Origin of the sequence: Oscillatoria sp. CS-180 (assembly GCF_028330965.1) — a bacterium.
GTDB lineage: Bacteria > Cyanobacteriota > Cyanobacteriia > Phormidesmidales > Phormidesmidaceae > Halomicronema.
Genome location: NZ_JAQMUB010000095.1, coordinates 13,713 through 32,701 on the forward strand (window position 1 = coordinate 13,713; position 18,989 = coordinate 32,701).

The following is an 18,989-nucleotide window of genomic DNA, read 5'->3' on the forward strand; positions in this document are numbered from 1 at the left end:
CTATTTTGCAGTCAGGTTGACTGGTTTAATGGTTTGCAAGGCCGAAACTCGGCTGAGTCGAATGAAGGATAAAGAGGCGCAATGTCTGAATCCATCAATTATGAAAAATTGGCAGGCATCCTAAACAGAGCCAGTGCTCAGGGTAAAAGCGGATTTTGCAGAATGCTTTGGGGCAATCAGTCAGAAGCCGTTCAGTCTCAGCTTCTACCCTATTTGAGTGAACAGGCCCAGGACGCGGTCAGCGAGAAGGATTAAGCGAACCGTCTTAGCAATTTTCACCCTGCTGAAGATTAAAGCATTAGAATCGGTCATAAAGCTGAATGAGTGAAATAAGTCAAAGTGGCGGATATAGAGGACGTGACTCTAGCTGGGGTCTCTAATCCTGAGCCAAGCACATTGAAAAAAGTTGAGTTTGCGTTTGACAGCATTGACAGTGCCTTGCAAGATCTGGCTGCTGGTCGAGCGATCGTGGTTGTAGATGACGAAAACCGTGAAAACGAGGGTGACGTTATCTGTGCAGCCCAGTTCGCCACACCGGACATGATTAATTTCATGGCGGTTGAGGCTAGGGGATTGATCTGCCTTGCCATGACGCGACAGCGGCTGGATGAGCTAGAGTTGCCTCTAATGGTGACTCAAAGTTCGTTTGAGGATGAAAACGAGCAGACTGCTTTTACGGTCAGCATTGACGCGGCGCTGAATTGGGGAGTCACTACAGGTATTTCTGCTGAGGATCGAGCGCGCACTATTCAAGTTGCGCTGAATCCCAATGCTCGCCCCATTGACTTGCGGCGACCGGGGCATATCTTTCCGCTTCGAGCTAAGGAAGGTGGTGTGCTGAAACGTGCAGGCCACACGGAAGCTGGGGTTGACTTGGCTCGTTTGGCAGGACTATACCCAGCAGGCGTTATCTGTGAGATTCAAAACGCTGATGGCTCAATGGCAAGGCTGCCAGAGCTGATTGACTATGCTCGGGTGCACAATCTTAAGCTGATCAGCATTGCCGATTTGATTAGCTACCGGTTGGAGCATGAGCGCTTTGTAAAACGGGAGGCGATCGCTAATTTACCCACTCAGTTTGGTCATTTCAACATCTACGCCTATCGCAACTCAATGGACAACTCAGAGCACGTTGCCCTCGTCAAAGGCGATCCTGAGACCTTTAGAGACAAGTCCGTCATGGTGCGGGTTCATTCTGAATGCTTGACGGGCGATTCCTTTGGGTCATTGCGCTGTGACTGTCGTATGCAGCTTCAGGCAGCGCTCAAAATGATCGAATCAGCAGGCCGAGGTGTTGTCGTGTATCTCAGGCAAGAGGGGCGCGGCATTGGCCTAGTCAATAAGCTCAAAGCTTATTCGCTACAGGATATGGGGTTGGACACTGTGGAGGCCAATGAAAAGTTGGGGCTACCAGTCGATCAGCGCAACTACGGTATTGGGGCGCAGATTCTCAATGACATTGGTGTCCGACAGTTTTGTCTGATTACCAACAATCCTCGCAAGATTGCAGGATTAAAAGGATATGGGCTAGAGATGGTTGATCGCGTTCCTCTCATCGTTGAAACGACTCCTTACAACTCTCATTATCTAGAGACCAAGGCTCAAAAACTGGGTCACTTGCTGGTGCAGACTTACCTGGTTACGATCGCACTGCAAACGAAAGAAGACTTCTCGGCTATCCCTGAAAAGGCCGAACAGCTTGAGAAGGTTCGTAATCTGGCTTATCAGCAGGGATTTTTGGCTCAGGAGGAAGCGCGATCAGTTGCCGTTGCCCTGTTCGGACAAGGCAAATTAATCGTCCATTTAGGGCTGGACCAACCTCATGCGGTCGAACCTAACTGGTATAACCAAGTTGGCGATTCCAGTTGGACAGCCATTTCAAGCATCTTGAATGAATTAGTCGAATGGCCCAACTTATATCAGCTAGAGATCTTGGTTTCTGATGGGTACGATCCGTTCACTCACCTGCAAGTGGGGTTGAGTCGTCAAACTTTTTCTTTAGGACAAAGCAACACGGCAGTTTATCCATCCGAACTTAAAGGGCAGCTTCAGACCCAGCGTATTTACGCTTTTTCAAGGCATGGTTTTAACGATTAAGGATTAGCCAAAGCGGTAGCCGAATCCTCGGAGCGTCACGATGTATTTAGGACTGCTGGGATCAACTTCGACTTTTTCCCGCAGCCAACGGATGTGAACGTCTACGGTTTTGCGATCGCCCATAAAATCAGGGCCCCAGACGTTATCGATCAACTCTTCTCGGCTCCAGACTCGATTGGGGTGATTCATAAAGAGTTCCAAAATGCGGAACTCTTTAGGGGAAAGGGCAACCTCTCGCTCATGCACAGTGACCCGCAATTCATTGAGATAGAGAACAATATCCCGATACATCAATACAGAGGCTTCTTGAGGCGTCTTGGCTCGCCGATAGCGTCTCAGCAGTGCCCGGCAGCGAGCAATCAATTCACGCATTCCAAAGGGTTTTGCCAAATAGTCATCGGCCCCAACTTCCAAACCAACCACGCGATCCGTTTCGCTCCCTTTGGCACTTAGGATCAAGATAGGAATGTCCCAGTTTCGGTGGCGAATCATTCGACAAAGATCCAACCCACTCACTCCTGGCAGCATGAGATCTAAGATGGCCAAGTCAAAAGCTGGAGTATTGCTGAAGTGAGTCCAGGCTGAATTTCCTAACATCTCCAGTGCGAGGGAACCATCCTCAGCAACATCGACTTGATACCCTTCATCCTTCAGAGCCAGGCTGATGGTCTCTCGAATGAGAGCTTCATCGTCCACCACCAAAATGTGATCCTGTTGCAGCGAAATTCCTGCTTGAAACTGTCTGTCACTGTTGTGCACCATATCTGCTGCTCTATAAATTCCCCTCGAATCAGCCCACCTGGACTCGACCACGTTATGGCGGTAACGGAAAACGAGGCTATAAAACCGAGCTATACAGCCTTTTCACCGGTAGCTATTAGCAATTACCTAAGGACAACCAAAACCGCTGAAATCATCCGACACAGAGGATTAATGGATGCTTCATGCCTCTGGCCTCCCTCATGGGAAGATTGGTCTTAACGTTCTGCATTCTCCAAAAGCTATCTAGACTTTCATAAGCCGTATAATCCGAGGTCGGGCTTAAGGACAAAAGATGAATAGGTTAAGTATCTGTAGATTTCGTCTTAATCTTCCGAAAGTATTTTGGCGGAATGAAATAGGTAATTGGGGTTGGTGTCAAGCCTGAGTGTTGTGTTATGACTAACGCAGTTACCTCAGGACACTTCCTTCAGCTTCTTGGGTGCTTTATCAAAGCGTTAGCATAAACGAATATCCTAAAGCGGACATCCTCTTTGACGTCATGGCCCTCTCGAACTGGCTACGTTCTTTAACTAACCGTCTCAGCTATCTAACAAAGCCTGTCCCCTTGGCGTCTTCGTTAGGGCTACTCCTCCTTGGGGTATTTGTCTGGGAATATGTGAGACACCCAGAATGGTTCGGTACCTATTCTCAAGATGAGAGCGTGCCGAATTCAGACATTGATCTCTCTGACTTAACCCCAGAAGAACAAGCTGCGATCGCTGACATTGACAACCTGTCGGTTCTGATGAATGAGCTAGGGGTCGAATCCGGCGGCGTTCCCAACATCCAGGCGCTTGTTGACAATTCTGAGGGTGAGCAAGATGCCTTTGTGCAAGATGTCCTAGCGCTGGCAACGCCGACCGAGGGGCGGTCCAGCGGACTGAACGATAGTCCATTTGCTCGGTACCTAGAGCAGTATCAGTTTGCGGGCCGTTCTTTCAACAGCAATAATTCACAATCCTTTGCCAGCGATATTAGTGAGACCAACATATCGGCATTCAACGAAGGATTGGGACAGGAGACCTCAAGGAGCTTCACTAATCCGCTTCTGTTTGCGTTACAAAATCCAGCGCCCGTAGCCGATAGGGCTGTGCCAACCGAAGGCGCTCAGGTGGAGAGTGAGGCGAGATCGCCAGAAGAATTCTCGCTGGATACTCCTGAGCCGTTCAACACCACTGATAGCGCTCAACTGCCGCCTGGGGAATTCAGCTCTCAAACGGTGACTATCCCAGGGGTTGGCTTTCCGGTTCTACCCACGCTGCCTCAGATGTCCCCTCCTCCAGGTACGACAGGCTATACGCCTCCTGCCTCTCTCAATCTGATGCCGCCATTGCCCAATCGCAATGGTGCTGAAGCGCTGCCTTCGCCCTTCACGCCTAACAGCGCAACTCCTAACCTGACGCCCGGAGGAATTCCTGACTTCAATTCCTCTGACATCGATGTCAGCAATGGTTACGTGTCTCCCTATGCGCCGATCACCCCGGCAACGACGCTTCCTAATACGACGATTAATCCTTCGCCATTTTCGGTACCACGACCTCCCGGTTCCTACATTGGTGGTGGCTATATCAACACGTTTTCGAATCCGTCCGGTCCAACCAATTGATTGGAAATAGGGATGCGATACCTAGTATTGCTAGGCGGAATCCAAAATTCAAAATACTCTACGCTTCGAGGACGCCAAAGGCAAACAAGCAGAGCAAAGCTCTGCTATATAGAGACTACTGCAGCGTCATGCTCAAAATTGTGAGTCAATCCAAATCTTGCAGTTGAGTTGAGGCTGATTGCTTTGACCCCCCAGCCCCCATTCTGGAAGAATCATCCCCGGAAGTTCCCCCAGGATGGGGCTAGGGGCAAATCACGCTATTTGCTGAACCGAGAGATCAGAGCAACGTATGGTCTGTCTCAACAGTGCAGGGCTAACTCACTCACAATGGCAAAATTGGCAGACCACTACTAGGTTTCGGGCTTCTCGGCTGACTTCTTGCGGGTTGACGACTTTTTAGTCGTGCTGGATTTCTTAGCAGTTGTCGTTTTGGTGCCCGTTGATTTAGAAGCGGCTGCCCGCTTGGTTGTCGTTTTACGGGTGGTTGATTTTTTAGCGGTGGTTGATTTCTTAGCCGTCGTAGATTTTTTAGCGGTTGTGGATTTCTTGGCAGTAGATTTCTTGGCTGCGGTTCCAGATTTGGTACTGGATTTAGCTGTGGACTTTTTGCGAGTCGTTTTCTTTTTACTACCCGCTTTGGCGGCAATGAGGGCGATCGCCTCTTCTAACGAAATATCAGCCTCCGTCTTGCCTTCAGGTAGTCCTGCATTAGTCTTGCCGTGCTTAACGTATAGACCATAAGGCCCTTTGTAGACCGCAACCATCTCATCATCATCAGGATGCTTGCCCAATTCCTTCAAGGGTTCTGCTTTCCGTCGTCCGCGACTAGCCTTAGGTTCTGAGAGGAGCTGTAGGGCACGATCTAACGACACCGTCAAAACATTATCATCGCCTTTGAGCGATCGATAATCTTTGCCTTCTTTCCCCTGATCGTGAACAACGTAAGGGCCAAATCGACCCAAGCTAGCCTTGATCGGTGCTCCCGTTTCAGGGTGTGCACCCAAAAGTCTTGGCAAAGCGAGCAAACCAACCGCCATCTCAACGGTAACGTCTTCCGGCTTGACGCCCTTGGGTAGGGAGGCTCGTTTGGGTTTGGGTCGCTCTTCGGTCGCTTCGCCCAACTGGACATAGGGACCATAGGCACCTACAAGCACATAGATGGGTTCACTGGTCTCAGGATGCAGACCCAGTTTTTCAGGGCCTTCTATTTTCTGCTTCAGCAGCAAGGTGACCTGATCGGCATCCAAGTCAGCCGGGGAAACATCAACGGGAACCGATGCCTTGACCGGACCGTTCTCGTCCTCCGTTTCAACGTAAGGGCCATAGCGCCCAATCCGGACTTTGGCCTCCAAATCTTGCAAATCGACTGTCCGAGCTTCAGCGGGATCAATCTGACTTTCTCGCTCGGTGACCTGGGTTTCTAAGCCATCGTCTCCAACATAGAAATCCTTGAGATAGGGCAGCCAATCGGCTTCTCCAGTCGAAATATGATCTAAAGTCCGCTCCATACGAGCGGTGAAGCCGACATCCACTAAGTCAGGAAAATGCTTGGATAAAAGATCAGTGACTGCAAAAGCTGTGAAGGTTGGAACTAAGCTATTGCCATTGGCCGTGACGTAACCGCGATCAATAATGGTGCCGATGACGCTGGCGTAGGTGCTGGGACGACCAATACCTTCGCTTTCCAGCGTCTTCACCAATGTTGCTTCGGTGTATCGAGCGGGAGGTTGAGTTTCATGGCCGACAGCTTCTAGTTCGCCGCAATTGACGGCATCCCCGATCGCTAGACGAGGGAGTAGAATCTCCTGGTTTTCAATGGCCGCATTTGGATCATCCGATCCCTCTACGTAGGCTCGGAAGAAGCCTGGGAAATCAATCCGTTTACCGCTCGCCCGGAAGGTAGCATTGTCTACTTCAATTTGGACAGTAATGTTGGTCTGGCGGGCTTCGGCCATTTGAGTGGCGACCGTCCGCTTCCAAATCAGGTCATAAAGAGATAATTCCCGGCCGCTGAGGCCAGTTTCTTGAGGGGTACGAAAGCTACTGCCAGCTGGGCGAATCGCCTCATGGGCTTCCTGAGCTGACTTGCTTTTAGTCGCATATTGCCGGGATTTAGGACTGAGATATTCACTGCCATATTTGCGTTCAACACACTCCCTGGCTGCAGTGATTGCCTGCTGCGAAAGGTGTACGGAATCAGTACGCATGTAGGTGATGTACCCTTGCTCATAAAGACTTTGAGCAACCCGCATGGTGTCTCTTGCAGAGAGCCGCAGCTTACGGTTAGATTCCTGCTGCAGGGTCGATGTGGTAAAGGGTGGTGAAGGTTTACGAGTAGAAGGCCGCTCCTCCAGGTTAGCAACTGTCCAGGCTCCTTCCTGCAGGCGTTCCCGTAATGTGTTCGCCTCTGTTTCGTTGAGCAGAACAACGTCTCGACCCGCTGCAATTTGACCGGTGTTCTCGTCAAAGTCGCTACCTGTGGCCAGCCGTTTACCATCGAGGGTGATCAGCTTTGCTTCGAAAGACTCTTCATTCTTCAGGAGCTGAGCTTTGAGGTCCCAATAGGAGCCTTGGCGGAAAGCCCGCCGTGCCCGCTCTCGTTCAACCAATAGTTTGACGGCAACCGACTGAACCCGGCCTGCAGAGAGTCCCCAAGCAATTTTCTTCCACAGCAGCGGCGATAGCGTGTAGCCCACAAGTCGATCTAGGATGCGGCGAGTCTCTTGGGCACGAACCAACTGGTCGTCAATATCGCGGCAGTTATCGAGTGCTTGCTGAATGGCTTCCTCAGTGATCTCATGGAAAACCATCCGCTTGATAGGCACTTTGGGCTTCAAAACCTGAAGCAAATGCCAGCTGATGCTCTCACCTTCTCGGTCTTCGTCTGTTGCCAGAACCAGTTCATCAACATTTTTGAGGGCGTCTTTCAACGACTTGACGACTTTCTTTTTGTCTGAAGGAACCACATAGAGGGGTTCAAAGTCCGCTTCAGGGTTAACACCCAGCTGTGCCCACTTCTCGCCTTTGACAGATGCCGGAATTTCACTGGCCGATCGCGGCAAGTCTCGCACATGTCCCATAGACGCCTCTACCCGATACCCCGACGGGAGGTAGTTGCGGATGGTTTTGGCTTTCGTAGGTGACTCAACAATAACGAGAGTGGACATAGAAACTGTTAGGTGTTTTTTGATTCCGTGACGTTAGCGAATAAGTGAGGTCTTAGGAAAGGATTGTTAACTAAGATTTCAGTTTTTAGAGCTTAGCTCCCTGATTTGGATCGTGACTCTTGTTCACTCCTAGCACATCTCTTCGAAATCGATAAATCGAACTTAACGCATTTGTCTTGAAGAATACCCACATCTTTTGGCTGGAATTCAGTGTTGAGGTGAGTTTTAGGAATTTTGGCAGTCAAACGTATAGATGAGTAGACGGGACGTATGGCGGGGATGCTGATGAGTGGCCAGTGAGAAAAGTGGGCGGTCAAATGACTGACGTTCGAAAGGTGAGTCATGCGGTGGCTCGGCTTTGACGTTAACAGAGCTATCCAATCGGTTAATGGCAGTGATGGGAATAAATCATCATCTGGAAGACGCCCCTAAATGGGGTTCACGCGGTAATATGCCAGAGGAGCCTTTATTTTTTGAATCACCTGTAAACCGAGGTTAGTTAACTCCTTGATTAGGTGAGACTTGAAGCACTGGAACCAGCTGTAAGTATTCGTTGGAGTAGTCAGCCGAATGGATTTCTCGAATATTGCCTCCCAGCTCAACGTGGGCATTATTCTCCCTGAAGGAATCGTAGTCGCCACGCTGATGGTGGTGTTGATAGGTGACTTGATTGCCGGGCGAGCCTCTTCTCGGTGGACTCCCTACGTTACGATCGCCGGCTTCTCGGGAGCAATTCTAACTCTTGTCTATCAGTGGGATACATCGACTCCCATCAGCTTTCTAGGCAGCTTCATTGGAGACGATTTAAGCATCGTCTTTCGGGGCATTATCGCTTTGTCGGCGATCGCAACGGTGCCCATGTCGATTCGATACATCGAACAATCTGGGACGACGCTGGCAGAGTTTCTAGTCATTCTCATGACGGCTTCTCTGGGCGGCATGTTTTTGTCCGGCGCGAATGACTTGGTCACAATCTTCGTAGCGTTGGAAACCCTCAGTATTTCTTCGTACCTGCTGACGGGGTACATGAAGCGCGATCCTCGTTCTAACGAAGCAGCTCTCAAATACCTGCTGATTGGTGCGGCTAGCTCGGCCATTTTCCTCTATGGCATGTCTCTCCTCTATGGCCTGTCTGGTGGAAAAATGCAGCTGGCCGATATTGCAGCCAGCTTAGTCGCGACTGACAGCGAAGCGCCGATTGGTCTGGTCGTAGCCTTAGTATTTGTCATTGCTGGAATTGCCTTCAAGATTGCCGCCGTGCCCTTTCACCAGTGGACGCCCGACGTTTATGAAGGTTCACCGACGCCGGTTGTGGCGTTTCTATCAGTTGGGTCGAAGGCAGCGGGTTTTGCTTTAGCTATTCGTCTCCTCGTTGCGGTTTTCCCGCTCGTCTCGGAGCAGTGGCATTTTGTGTTTACTGCCCTTGCCATTCTCAGTATGGTTTTGGGCAATGTGGTCGCCCTGGCACAAACCAGCATGAAGCGCCTGCTGGCGTATTCTTCGATCGCTCAGGCGGGCTTCTTAATGATTGGTCTGGTCATTGGGACAGAAGCGGGCTACGCCAGTATGGTGTTCTATCTGCTCGTTTACCTGTTCATGAACTTAGGTGGCTTTACCTGTGTCATTCTCTTCTCCCTGCGGACGGGAACGGACCAAATTAGTGAGTACAGTGGGCTGTATCAGAAGGATCCGCTGTTGACCCTGGGGCTGAGCATTTGCCTGCTGTCCTTGGGCGGCATTCCACCCCTGGCAGGCTTCTTTGGCAAGCTGTATATTTTCTGGGCAGGCTGGCAAGCGGGTGCTTATGGCCTCGTTCTTGTCGGATTGGTAACCAGTGTCATCTCCATCTACTACTACATCCGTGTGGTCAAGATGATGGTTGTGAAAGAGCCGCAAGAAATGTCTGATGCGGTTGAGAATTATCCTGAAGTTCGCTGGGATTTGCCGGGTCTAAGACCGCTTCAAGTCAGCCTTATCTTGGCGGTAGTCGCCACTTCCTTGGCGGGCATCCTTTCGAATCCGCTGTTTACGCTGGCAAATAATTCGGTTAGCCATACGCCTTTGCTACGGGCTGCCATTGAGCAAAGTGCTCAGCCCATCGCGATGACTTCGGAAGTCTCTGAGAGTCTCTAGAGAGGTTCCTTAGTCCAACTGCTGAGCTGTCAGTTCTACGATCGCGGGTTCCAGGTATCTTGTGCGAGAAAGGCGCGATCGCGGGACAGAACTTCAACCGGCTGGGTCAGCTCAAACTGACCTGAGCTGATCCATATCCTCAGCTCATCAGCCACTTGTCGAGACAAATAAATGCTGGCAAGGGGAGCCGTACGAATTTGCTGTCCGTTAAGTGTGACTCGACCTGACTTGAGCTGAGCGTAGCTGACTAAGCCAAAGGTCGGACGAACTCGGCGAGGTATTGAGAAATCAATGACGGGAGCCACCAGGTCTTTGTCCTGAACAGCGCAGTGGCCAGCAATGGTTTCGTTCAACAGGGGAATTGCAATACCCACGCCCAGCATCAGTGAGGGACCGTAGCCTCGAAAATAGCAGCCTCGCACCCATTTGGCTTGCATCTGTTTAGCATCGCCGATTAGGGCAACGGTGGCGGCGGGACCGATAGGGGTTTGGTTGGGCAGGCGTTTTTGTAGCGGAAAGTGCTGAGTGCCTTCCCAAGCGATATAGCCCACCCCACCGCCCAAAAAGATACGGCTGCCGATACCGACGACGTTCAGCTCGGGGTCGTTCATCAACGGGGACAGGGCACCTGCATTCACATAAACGGCATTCCCTAAATTGGGCTGTAGTGGCCCTAGATAGGTGGCTAAGGGGCGATCGCCGCCGTTTACGCCCACAATGAAGTTTTGATAGAGGTTGCGGGGGTTGAACAGGTAAAACTGGTTGATCGTGTCGCGGGTAATCGAGGTCTCCAAAGCGGCACGAGGATAGCAATCGGTAACTTGTCCCATGGCTTTGAGCTGAATCGACTTGCCCGCAATTAGGTCAGCAATAACGTGTCCACCGCCTCTCTCACGGGGCAACTCGCTGTCTACGGTACCGCTGGTGACGACCGCCTGACTCGCGCCCAAATATAAATCGACTGCGCCAAACCCGGCATAAGCTGGAACACCATCTAAGCTGCACTCTCGAATTTTGATCGGAGGGTCCGTGTGACCTAGATTGAGAACGGCACCCGAAGATTCCATCGGTTCGAACGTGCCTGTGGTCACCACATCCACAGCAGCAAAGGCGCTTGCAATACCGACTTCGGCAGCTCTGGCTTTGAAGGTCTCAGCCGTCTCAACAACGACGGTTTGACGACGAATCTTGTTGTTAATCGTGTCCAGAGTGCGTTGCGTCGGCATGGTCTGAAGTCCACAATTGCCAAAAGAGAACAACGCCGACAACAATTGCGGGCGTGAGCACGATCGCCAAGCTCGTAGTAGACGTCGCGGGGATCGAGAGATGCGGAGCTAGGGTTTTACAGGCGATCGCAAGCGCGATCGATATTGCCGCTACCTTAGCGACAAATCCCAGCTGATCGATGACTTCGTCCCACTTCATACTACGACCGTCGAATATTGAGACAACACCATTCTTTTCGCCGCCATAGCGTCGCTACGACCCAACCATGCTGTTCTAGCGTGTCAGCTACTAGCTTAGATTGCTCCAGTAAAATTCCACTCAAAATGCCCCAGGTGTCAGTATGAGCAATCTCACTCAGTTGCGGAATCAGATCTAAAATCACCTCTGCCAAAATATTGCAGAGAATCCCATCCACAGGCTCTGGCAACGTCTTCATCAGGGTGTCGAGGCTTCCCTGCTGAACATTGATGCGGTCCGCATGCAGACCGTTGAGGGCGGCATTTTCCCCCGTTGCCTGCACTGCTAGGGCATCAATATCGACTGCGTAGGACCGCTTTGCGCCCAGCAAGAGAGCACCAATGGATAAGATGCCAGAGCCACAGCCAATGTCCGCTACGATGGCGCTGTGATCATCTCCGCTCATCCGCATTTCGAGCGATTCTAAGCAAAGCTGCGTGGTTGCGTGAGTCCCGGTCCCAAAAGCAGCCCCTGGATCAAGTTGCAGAGTCAACCGATTCGTTTCTTCTGGCTGAGGCAGCCAAGCTGGATTGATGATGAAGCGATCGCCAATGGGTTGGGGGCTCCAATGATCCTTCCAACTCTTCGACCAGTCTTCTTCTTCAATCAGCTTCCAGGAGGTTTGGGGTTCTGGCAATTGAGCACAGAGCGCATCCTGCCGCATCCGCAATGCGATCGCCGCTAAATCCAGTAGCTCAAAAGTATCCTGGGGAAAATAGGCCTGCACCTGACGTTGGGCCGTCTTGCGTTGACTGGCTGTTCCTCGCCCACCAAACGTTTCAAAGCGCCAAAAAATAGTGTCTTCCAGCGCCGGATCACATAAAACTTGAACTTCCCACCAGCTATTAGCCAAAACGCCTCAATATCCTTCTCTACAGGCTCACAGTGTAAGCATCTCGAATACCAGGAACCTTCGTAATTTCATCCAAAATTCCTTCGGGCAAGGGATCATCAATGCTGAGCACCATGACCGCATCGCCGCGAACAATCTTGCGTCCCACTTGCATACTGGCAATGTTGACGTTGAAGCTTCCTAACAGTGACCCAATTTTGCCAATAATACCTGGCATGTCGCGGTGCAGCGTGAACAGCATGTAACGAGTTGGCGGCACATTGATAGGAAACTCGTCGATATCGGTTACGCGAATTTCGTTGCCCCCTAGCAGCACACCACTCACAGAGTGCTCGCCGAGGGAGCCGTTCGCCGTTAGCCTCAACGATCCCGTGTAGTCTTTAATGTCGGTGTCGCGAGTTTCGATCACGTGGATGCCTCGCTCCTTGGCTTCGATGTTGGCGTTCACATAGTTGACCCGTTCTTGCAGAGCGTGGGACAGCAATCCTTTAAGTGCCGCAATCACCACGGGTTGACTATCCTTCAGGGCCAGTTCTCCTTGCATCTGCACATTAAGAGCTTCAACCCGCCCGCCTGCTAACTGCCCCACCAGATTGCCGAGGGTTTCGGCGAGCTGCAGGTAAGGCCGCATCTGCTCTAATACCTCAGCCCGCAGGCCCGGAATATTTACCGCAGATCGAGCTGGCAGCCCCAGCAGCACATCGCGGATTTGCTCTGCCACATCGGTCGCCACGTTGACTTGAGCTTCTTCTGTTGACGCCCCTAAGTGCGGCGTGAGGATGATCTTGCGATCTAAGGGCCGGAGCGGTGAGCCTTCCCCTAGGGGTTCTTCAGCGTAAACATCCAGGGCAGCTCCAGCAACTGTGCCCTCGCTCAACGCATTGGCTAACGCCGTTTCGTCAATGATGCCGCCTCGGGCACAGTTGACGATCCGGGCTGTCGGCTTCATGGTTGCCAGCGTTTCGGCATTGATGAGGTTTGTGGTTTCCGGTGTCTTGGGCAGATGTAGGGTAATGTAGTCGGCTTCGCGGAAGAGTAGATCCAGGTCAACCAAACGACAGCCGAGCTGTTCGGCCCGATCAGTTGAAATAAAGGGATCGTAAGCCAGCAGCTTCATGCCCATGGCCCGAGCGACAGTCGCCACGTGGGAGCCAATTTTACCCAGTCCGACGACGCCTAAGGTTTTTTTGTAAACTTCAACCCCGGTGAAGGCCTTACGGTTCCAGTTGCCGTCTTTGACCGACTTGTCGGCGACGGGGATGTAGCGTGATAGGGACAGCATCATGGCGAGGGCATGTTCTGCGGCAGCGATCGTGTTGCCTTCTGGAGAATTGACGACAACAATTCCCCGCCGCGTCGCTGCTGGAACATCAACGTTATCGACGCCAACGCCTGCTCGTCCAATAATCTTTAGATTATGGCCGGCCTCAATCACATCTTTCGTAACTTTCGTTCCAGAGCGAATCATGAGCGCATCATAATCGCTCACAATCTTGACCAATTCCTCAGGGGAAAGCTTAGTCTGAACGTCGACCTGGGCGACTTGAGACAAAATGTCGATGCCAGCCTGATCAATGGGGTCGGATACAAGAACCTTGGGCATGGTGCGTCAGGAGTAATGAGAACATCTGAAAGCAAGCTTTTTCCCAGGCAAGAGATGCTTACTCCAGGAATTTTTCAGATGTCATTTTACTCTATGACCGTAGTCCAAACACGGCGAATACTTGGGGGCAACAATTGTAAATCTAGGTAGTCAAGATGTATTAATTGCTGTTGCAGATGTGAAATCATTCTTCTTAAAGTGTGCCTCAATCAGTTGAGATTACGTCATCACTGGGTGGATGCCAGCCTCCTTTCATCCAGAGGCTTCGAGCTTTGACGATCGCACCCTCGTTATGCATAGCATCATTCAAATCGAGGCGGTTGCAGGTTGCTCGTCCAATCTCTGTCTGGCCTCTGATGATCAAGCCACCTTTCTCCCAAATGAAATGTTCGACCCAGATTTGTAAACGGGGATGAAACAAATCTGTAATAGCTTGAGACTCAGGATCAATTCCTTGTGTGAAGTTGTAGCGATTAGCATTGCAGCGTTGGCAGGCTAAAGCCAAATTGTCGAGGGTATCTAAGCCTCTTTTTGAACGCGGCTGTATGTGATCAATCTCGAAACGAGCGGCACTGGCTTCTTCGGGAGAGTGACAATATTCACATAGGTAATGGGCACGTTCTCGTACCTGCTCTCTGACTGCTCGCGAAATTACCATGCCTAGGCTGACTCACCGATAATTTTGGCATTAAGTAGAGTAAAAATACGATCTAGTTCAAGAATGCCAGTGAGTTCGACAGCTTCATCGGTAGTAAGAGTGGCGACTCGTTTTCGCTCATTCAGCGCTTCTAGTCGCGTTTGTAGGTCTTTGCTGAATTTGAAAAGATACAACCCTTGAATGGGCTGCAGTTGAATACCTGCGTCAATAAAGAAGGATGGCTGAATCATGAGTTGGGCGTTCATGTCTAACCTCATGGAAATGGAAGCTTAGAGACTTGTTCTAAGATTACGCTATGGGTCAAATACTTGTGACCTGGACGGGCCTTTGAAATGCCTGGAACCTATTCCAGTAGATGAATCTGTTGAGGCGATCGCATCAATAATCTAGAAAGTATCGGGAAAATTCTACCGTTGACCCTTGAGTTGAGCCAGAATCCAGGCATCTTCCTCTTCCGAGAAAGAAGGGGGTGGGGGTGGTTCACTGTAGTTCAATGAGAGATCGTAGGCTGCTTCGTCGTAGATTTCCGCCATGGCGGACTGCAAATCCAGGGGCACATCTTTATCCGGTGGCTGCAACGGAATTGGCACCACTGGTAGCGGAGAGGCCAGGGACACTGACCAAATTTCAGTTATTTTCGCAGTAGCCCGAGTCAGGGCAATACAGTAGGGCACACGAGGCAGCCTCCTTTGGGCAAAAGGGCGTGTTCCCCGGCGCAACAAATCTATCTCTAAAAGGTGCACATTGGCGTCATAGAGTCGTCTTCGCTTTTGACGATAGGCTATTAATCCGGGCTCTCGCTTGTTGACCGGAGACAGAATTTTGATACTGGCAACTAACCGATTTTTAGCCGTGTCTCGAATTTCAACACGGGTTACGCGAACTTCGACGATTTCAGGAACAGGTAATGTTAGGCTTGGCGGGGTGATCACTGCAATATCGCTGCTGTCGCCCTGGCGGGATGGTGCTTGACTCGGAGCCTCCAGAACTTCGACATCGGGATACAAAATGCCGACCTCGCCCTCCGGGAACGGATCTTCTACTAAGTAAACCTCTAGACGAGCAATGTACTTAGGCCGCAATAATGGGGTGAGCTTCTGGCGAATCTTACTTGCCAGAGCGCTATGGACATCCGGCCATAGATAGCCCTCAAGATACGGATCCATACCAGGAAAGGGAGAAGGCATGGTGAATCATTCGCGACGTTCCCTCGATCCTAAGTCATCTCAATGCTATGGGTGTTTTAAAGGCTGAAAATTTCTATGCATCGGGTTTGCTATCTCAAGCTCGGCAACGGCATGATCGTTGTACAAGCGCCGATTACCTGAAGTGTCGGGGATCTTTTTGAACGATTGTGAAAGACGTTTCAAGTTCATAAGCAGTTATTGCAGACTTGAGTCGTTTCCTGCGATCGTGCCCGACTCATGGCATGGCTCTATGCAATTGCTCTCCTTCTCAAGCCATACGCTTATTCTTTTGACAGTCTTGACCCAAGGCCTTTCATACTTCACGATCTTTGAAGGGCCTTAGGGATCGCTGAATGTCTCAAACAGCTTGACCAGAACCACATTGGAAAAGAGAAATCCTTCTGGATCAGTGAGCCTCAGAGTGGGTGACGGAGGCTCGGATAAGGCCACCCATCCTTTGCGGCAGTAGGGAGCAAGGCACTGTTTCAGACGATCCACCAAGTCGGGTCCAAACTCTGCAACGAGTTCATCTAAGCGGATACCCTCTGCCAGCCTCAACCCCATCATCAAGCGATCGAGCCACTGGTCGGTTCTCGTGGCTGGAGGACAGTCGAGCTTGCCGTCTGCCTGGCAATAGGCTTCCACCCAGGCGTCGTATTCATGGGTTGTGCGCGGACGATTGAAGCGCTGCTGCTGCGTGTAACTGGCTGCGCCCATGCCAAACCCGTAGCATGGTTTGTTTTCCCAATAGACGCGATTGTGCTGGCACTGATGTCCGGGTTGGGCGTAGTTGGAAATCTCGTAGTGCTGGTAGCCTGCCTGTGTCAAGAGGGACTGGGCCATGCGATACATGTGAGTGGTCGCGTCATCTGACGGGAGCGGGGACTGTCCCGCCACGTAGCGCCGATTAAACACCGTGCCGGGTTCTACAGTGAGGTCGTAGACGGAGATGTGAGGCGGGGAGACAGCGATCGCGGTCCCTAGCGAAAGCTCCCAGTCGGCGATGGTTTGATGCGGCAGGCCAGAAATGAGATCTAGGCTCCAAGTGGGGATCGCGATCGCCTGCAAATCCTCAATGGCCTGATCAACATCCTGCACTCGATGGGTTCGCCCACAGGCTTCTAACTGCGCATCTTGAAAAGACTGCACACCCAAACTCACTCGATTGATACTCAGGTGTCGCAGCGTTTCCAGCGTGGCTCGATTGAAAGTGCCGGGGTCCATTTCGATGGAGATCTCGGCGTCGTGAGCAATGCCAAAGCGATCACGGACCGCGCCTAAAATTTGCTCGATTTGGGTTACCGATAGGAGAGAGGGTGTACCTCCGCCGAAGAATACCGTTCTCAATGCAGGGCCGATAACAGGAGCTGCCTGAATCTCGCGGCACAGGGTGTTGACATAGGTTTGCATCCGAGAAGAGGTCTCCCCCCGAGCGCGATCGCCGGCTACCGCGATCGGAAAATCGCAGTAAAAGCAGCGACGGCGACAGAAGGGGATGTGAATGTAGGCAGACTGGGGAAAGAGCATTAGAGTGAGTGGGAAGCGAGGGAGTGTCGATCAATAATTGTTTAAATGCGGCGAGGCGACCTATTGCGTCTTTTACCTTCGGCAATCCTCACTCTCTATGAACGGTTGTCTGACGCTATTAAAGTGGCATGATTTTCTGTAGACATAGAAAAAGCAAGAAAGGGGAGGCAGAGTTTTACTGACTCTATCCAATATGAATATCAGCTGTAGCGGCCTGCTTTTAATTCGCAGAGACGCTTGCAATTGACTCCACAAATGTTGCTGAGTGTGAAAAATTGCATCGAATTAGAGATTAAACCCCACTCAATCGATAGCGTTCATTCATAAGGTAGGCAATATTATCAGGCATCCTCGTCTCTTTTTTGCCGGCGCATTCATTCGATATCGTAAGTTTAGGTGTAAACCACCTCATACCTACTTCCATACATTCCCTAGCCCAGTGGCTTGTCATTATGCTAGATGCACTTATTCTATTTTCGTTCATTGTCGCAGGAGCAGGAATTGGCTTTTATGCGCCTGAACTGCTGCCTGAAGCTGCCTTAAAAAACGTCAGCAGTTTGGAAGGGCTGAGTTCGGTTACTGCCGGGTTTGGAGCTTTGATCGGAACTGCGGTCGGCATTGCGATGCAGACGAGCTATCGTCGCTTGGAAAAGCAGGTCAAAGAACTGCCGCCTGAACGTCTCCTGAGCCGCGCTATAGGACTGGTGATTGGACTGCTGATTGCCAATCTCATGTTGGCTCCGCTGTTTTTGTTACCGATTCCCAGCGAGTTTGGCTTTATCAAACCACTGCTGGCTGTCATGGGCAGTGTTTTATTCGCCGTCTCAGGTATGAATTTGGCTGATACCCATGGGCGATCGCTCTTGCGTTTGATCAATCCCGGCACAATGGAGTCCACGCTAGTGGCAGAGGGCACGCTAAAGCCTTCAAAGACTAAGCTGCTGGACACCAGCTGTATTATCGATGGGCGCGTTGAGGGATTGTTGCAGACCAATTTTTTGGAAGGTCAGGTGTTGGTGCCTCAGTTTGTATTGCAAGAGTTGCAGCAGGTGGCTGATGCGTCCAACGACCAGAAGCGCATTCGAGGCCGTCGCGGTCTGGATGTGTTGAACCGGATTCGCGAAACGTATCCCAGTCGCGTGGTGATTAGCTCTATTGACTATGAGGATATCCCGACGGTGGATGCCAAACTCGTCAGGCTGGCTCAGGAACTCAATGCCATGTTGTTGACGAACGACTTCAACCTCAACAAAGTTGCGAGTTTTCAAGAAGTCGAAGTCCTCAACATTAACGAGCTATCTCAGGCTATCCGCCCCAACTTCCTGCCGGGCGATGACATGGAACTCAAGATTCTAAAAGAGGGCAAGGAACCTCAACAGGGCGTCGGCTATCTGAACGATGGCACTATGGTGGTGGTTGAAGAAGGGCGTGACTTTATCGGCAATGAGATTGATGTCGTTGTGACCGGCTCTTTACAGACGTCGGCGGGACGCATGATTTTTGCTCGTCCCAAAGATTCTGTCTTGGCATAGATAACAAACGTTCCGTATTCCATTAGACTTTCCACTTTAAGGAGAATCTGGGCATCAATTTGCCTGTGGCCTAGACTTCTCGCGGAAATATGTCGTCATCAGGTTTGACTCATGCCAAAAGAAAAAGATTACTCCTGGAAGGGTAGCCCCAATGCTGGCTTAGTGCTGGCCTTTGTCGCTTTAGGTGCTGGAATTCTGCTAATTCTTGCCGGATTTAGCTAACTGCTTGGCCCGATTGTGTAGCCGTTGCCAGTGCCGTTAGGACAAGACGGCGAGCCATCTGATGATGGACTAAGCACCTAGATGCTAATAGGTACACAAGCCTAGATGGCTAAAGCTTACATACAAGGGCAGATAGGGCGACGGCGCAATGTTCGTTCAATTTAAGATTGAACGAACA

Annotated in this window: 15 protein-coding genes; 5 read left to right on the forward strand and 10 right to left on the reverse strand. The window is 51.0% G+C overall.

Annotated elements, in window-relative coordinates:
• Positions 1–81: 81 nt before the first annotated feature.
• A complete protein-coding gene (locus PN498_RS26170) occupies positions 82–255 on the forward strand; it encodes a hypothetical protein (protein WP_272066405.1) in 174 nt (57 codons plus the stop codon).
• 102 nt (positions 256–357) lie between these two features.
• Entirely contained in the window at positions 358–2,097 is a 1,740-nt protein-coding gene (gene ribBA, locus PN498_RS26175; protein WP_442951451.1) for a bifunctional 3,4-dihydroxy-2-butanone-4-phosphate synthase/GTP cyclohydrolase II, read from the forward strand.
• A 3-nt stretch (positions 2,098–2,100) separates the two neighbouring features.
• Here the strand turns inward: ribBA and PN498_RS26180 are convergent, their stop codons facing one another.
• Positions 2,101–2,859: a response regulator transcription factor gene (locus PN498_RS26180; RefSeq protein WP_272066406.1), complete on the reverse strand. Its 759-nt coding sequence runs from the start codon at positions 2,857–2,859 to the stop codon at positions 2,101–2,103.
• A gap of 499 nt (positions 2,860–3,358) precedes the next feature.
• On the opposite strand from PN498_RS26180, the gene PN498_RS26185 reads away from it, so the two are divergent.
• Entirely contained in the window at positions 3,359–4,465 is a 1,107-nt protein-coding gene (locus PN498_RS26185; RefSeq protein ID WP_272066407.1) for a hypothetical protein, read from the forward strand.
• Between the two features lie 350 nt (positions 4,466–4,815).
• Here PN498_RS26185 and topA read toward each other — a convergent pair whose 3' ends face one another.
• Entirely contained in the window at positions 4,816–7,632 is a 2,817-nt protein-coding gene (gene topA, locus PN498_RS26190) for a type I DNA topoisomerase (protein ID WP_272066408.1), read from the reverse strand.
• Positions 7,633–8,202: 570 nt separating this feature from the next.
• Between topA and PN498_RS26195 the strand changes: the two genes are divergently transcribed.
• Positions 8,203–9,765, forward strand: coding sequence for an NAD(P)H-quinone oxidoreductase subunit N (locus tag PN498_RS26195; protein ID WP_272066409.1), 1,563 nt, complete (start codon positions 8,203–8,205; stop codon positions 9,763–9,765).
• Positions 9,766–9,800: 35 nt separating this feature from the next.
• Here the strand turns inward: PN498_RS26195 and PN498_RS26200 are convergent, their stop codons facing one another.
• From PN498_RS26200 to hemW, 8 genes are all read right to left on the reverse strand, one after another.
• Positions 9,801–10,991, reverse strand: coding sequence for a homocysteine biosynthesis protein (locus PN498_RS26200; protein ID WP_272066410.1), 1,191 nt, complete (start codon positions 10,989–10,991; stop codon positions 9,801–9,803).
• Positions 10,960–11,190, reverse strand: a complete 231-nt coding sequence (locus PN498_RS26205; protein ID WP_272066411.1) for a hypothetical protein — start codon at positions 11,188–11,190, stop codon at positions 10,960–10,962. Before PN498_RS26205 ends, PN498_RS26200 begins: the two co-directional genes overlap by 32 nt.
• Position 11,191: 1 nt before the next feature.
• Entirely contained in the window at positions 11,192–12,082 is an 891-nt protein-coding gene (gene prmA / locus PN498_RS26210) for a 50S ribosomal protein L11 methyltransferase (RefSeq protein ID WP_272066412.1), read from the reverse strand.
• A gap of 19 nt (positions 12,083–12,101) precedes the next feature.
• The gene (gene serA / locus PN498_RS26215) at positions 12,102–13,685 is read right to left on the reverse strand and encodes a phosphoglycerate dehydrogenase (protein WP_272066413.1); all 1,584 of its coding nucleotides are present in this window, start codon (positions 13,683–13,685) and stop codon (positions 12,102–12,104) included.
• 205 nt (positions 13,686–13,890) lie between these two features.
• Complete coding sequence (locus PN498_RS26220) at positions 13,891–14,343, reverse strand: HNH endonuclease (protein ID WP_272066414.1); 453 nt, start codon at positions 14,341–14,343, stop codon at positions 13,891–13,893.
• A gap of 2 nt (positions 14,344–14,345) precedes the next feature.
• On the reverse strand, positions 14,346–14,600 hold the full coding sequence (locus PN498_RS26225; protein ID WP_272066415.1) for a hypothetical protein: 255 nt from the start codon (positions 14,598–14,600) through the stop codon (positions 14,346–14,348).
• Between the two features lie 150 nt (positions 14,601–14,750).
• The gene (locus PN498_RS26230) at positions 14,751–15,530 is read right to left on the reverse strand and encodes a DUF4058 family protein (RefSeq protein WP_272066416.1); all 780 of its coding nucleotides are present in this window, start codon (positions 15,528–15,530) and stop codon (positions 14,751–14,753) included.
• A gap of 339 nt (positions 15,531–15,869) precedes the next feature.
• A complete protein-coding gene (gene hemW / locus PN498_RS26235) occupies positions 15,870–17,057 on the reverse strand; it encodes a radical SAM family heme chaperone HemW (protein WP_272066417.1) in 1,188 nt (395 codons plus the stop codon).
• Between the two features lie 452 nt (positions 17,058–17,509).
• Between hemW and PN498_RS26240 the strand changes: the two genes are divergently transcribed.
• On the forward strand, positions 17,510–18,589 hold the full coding sequence (locus PN498_RS26240) for a PIN/TRAM domain-containing protein (protein ID WP_272066418.1): 1,080 nt from the start codon (positions 17,510–17,512) through the stop codon (positions 18,587–18,589).
• Positions 18,590–18,989 lie beyond the last annotated feature (400 nt).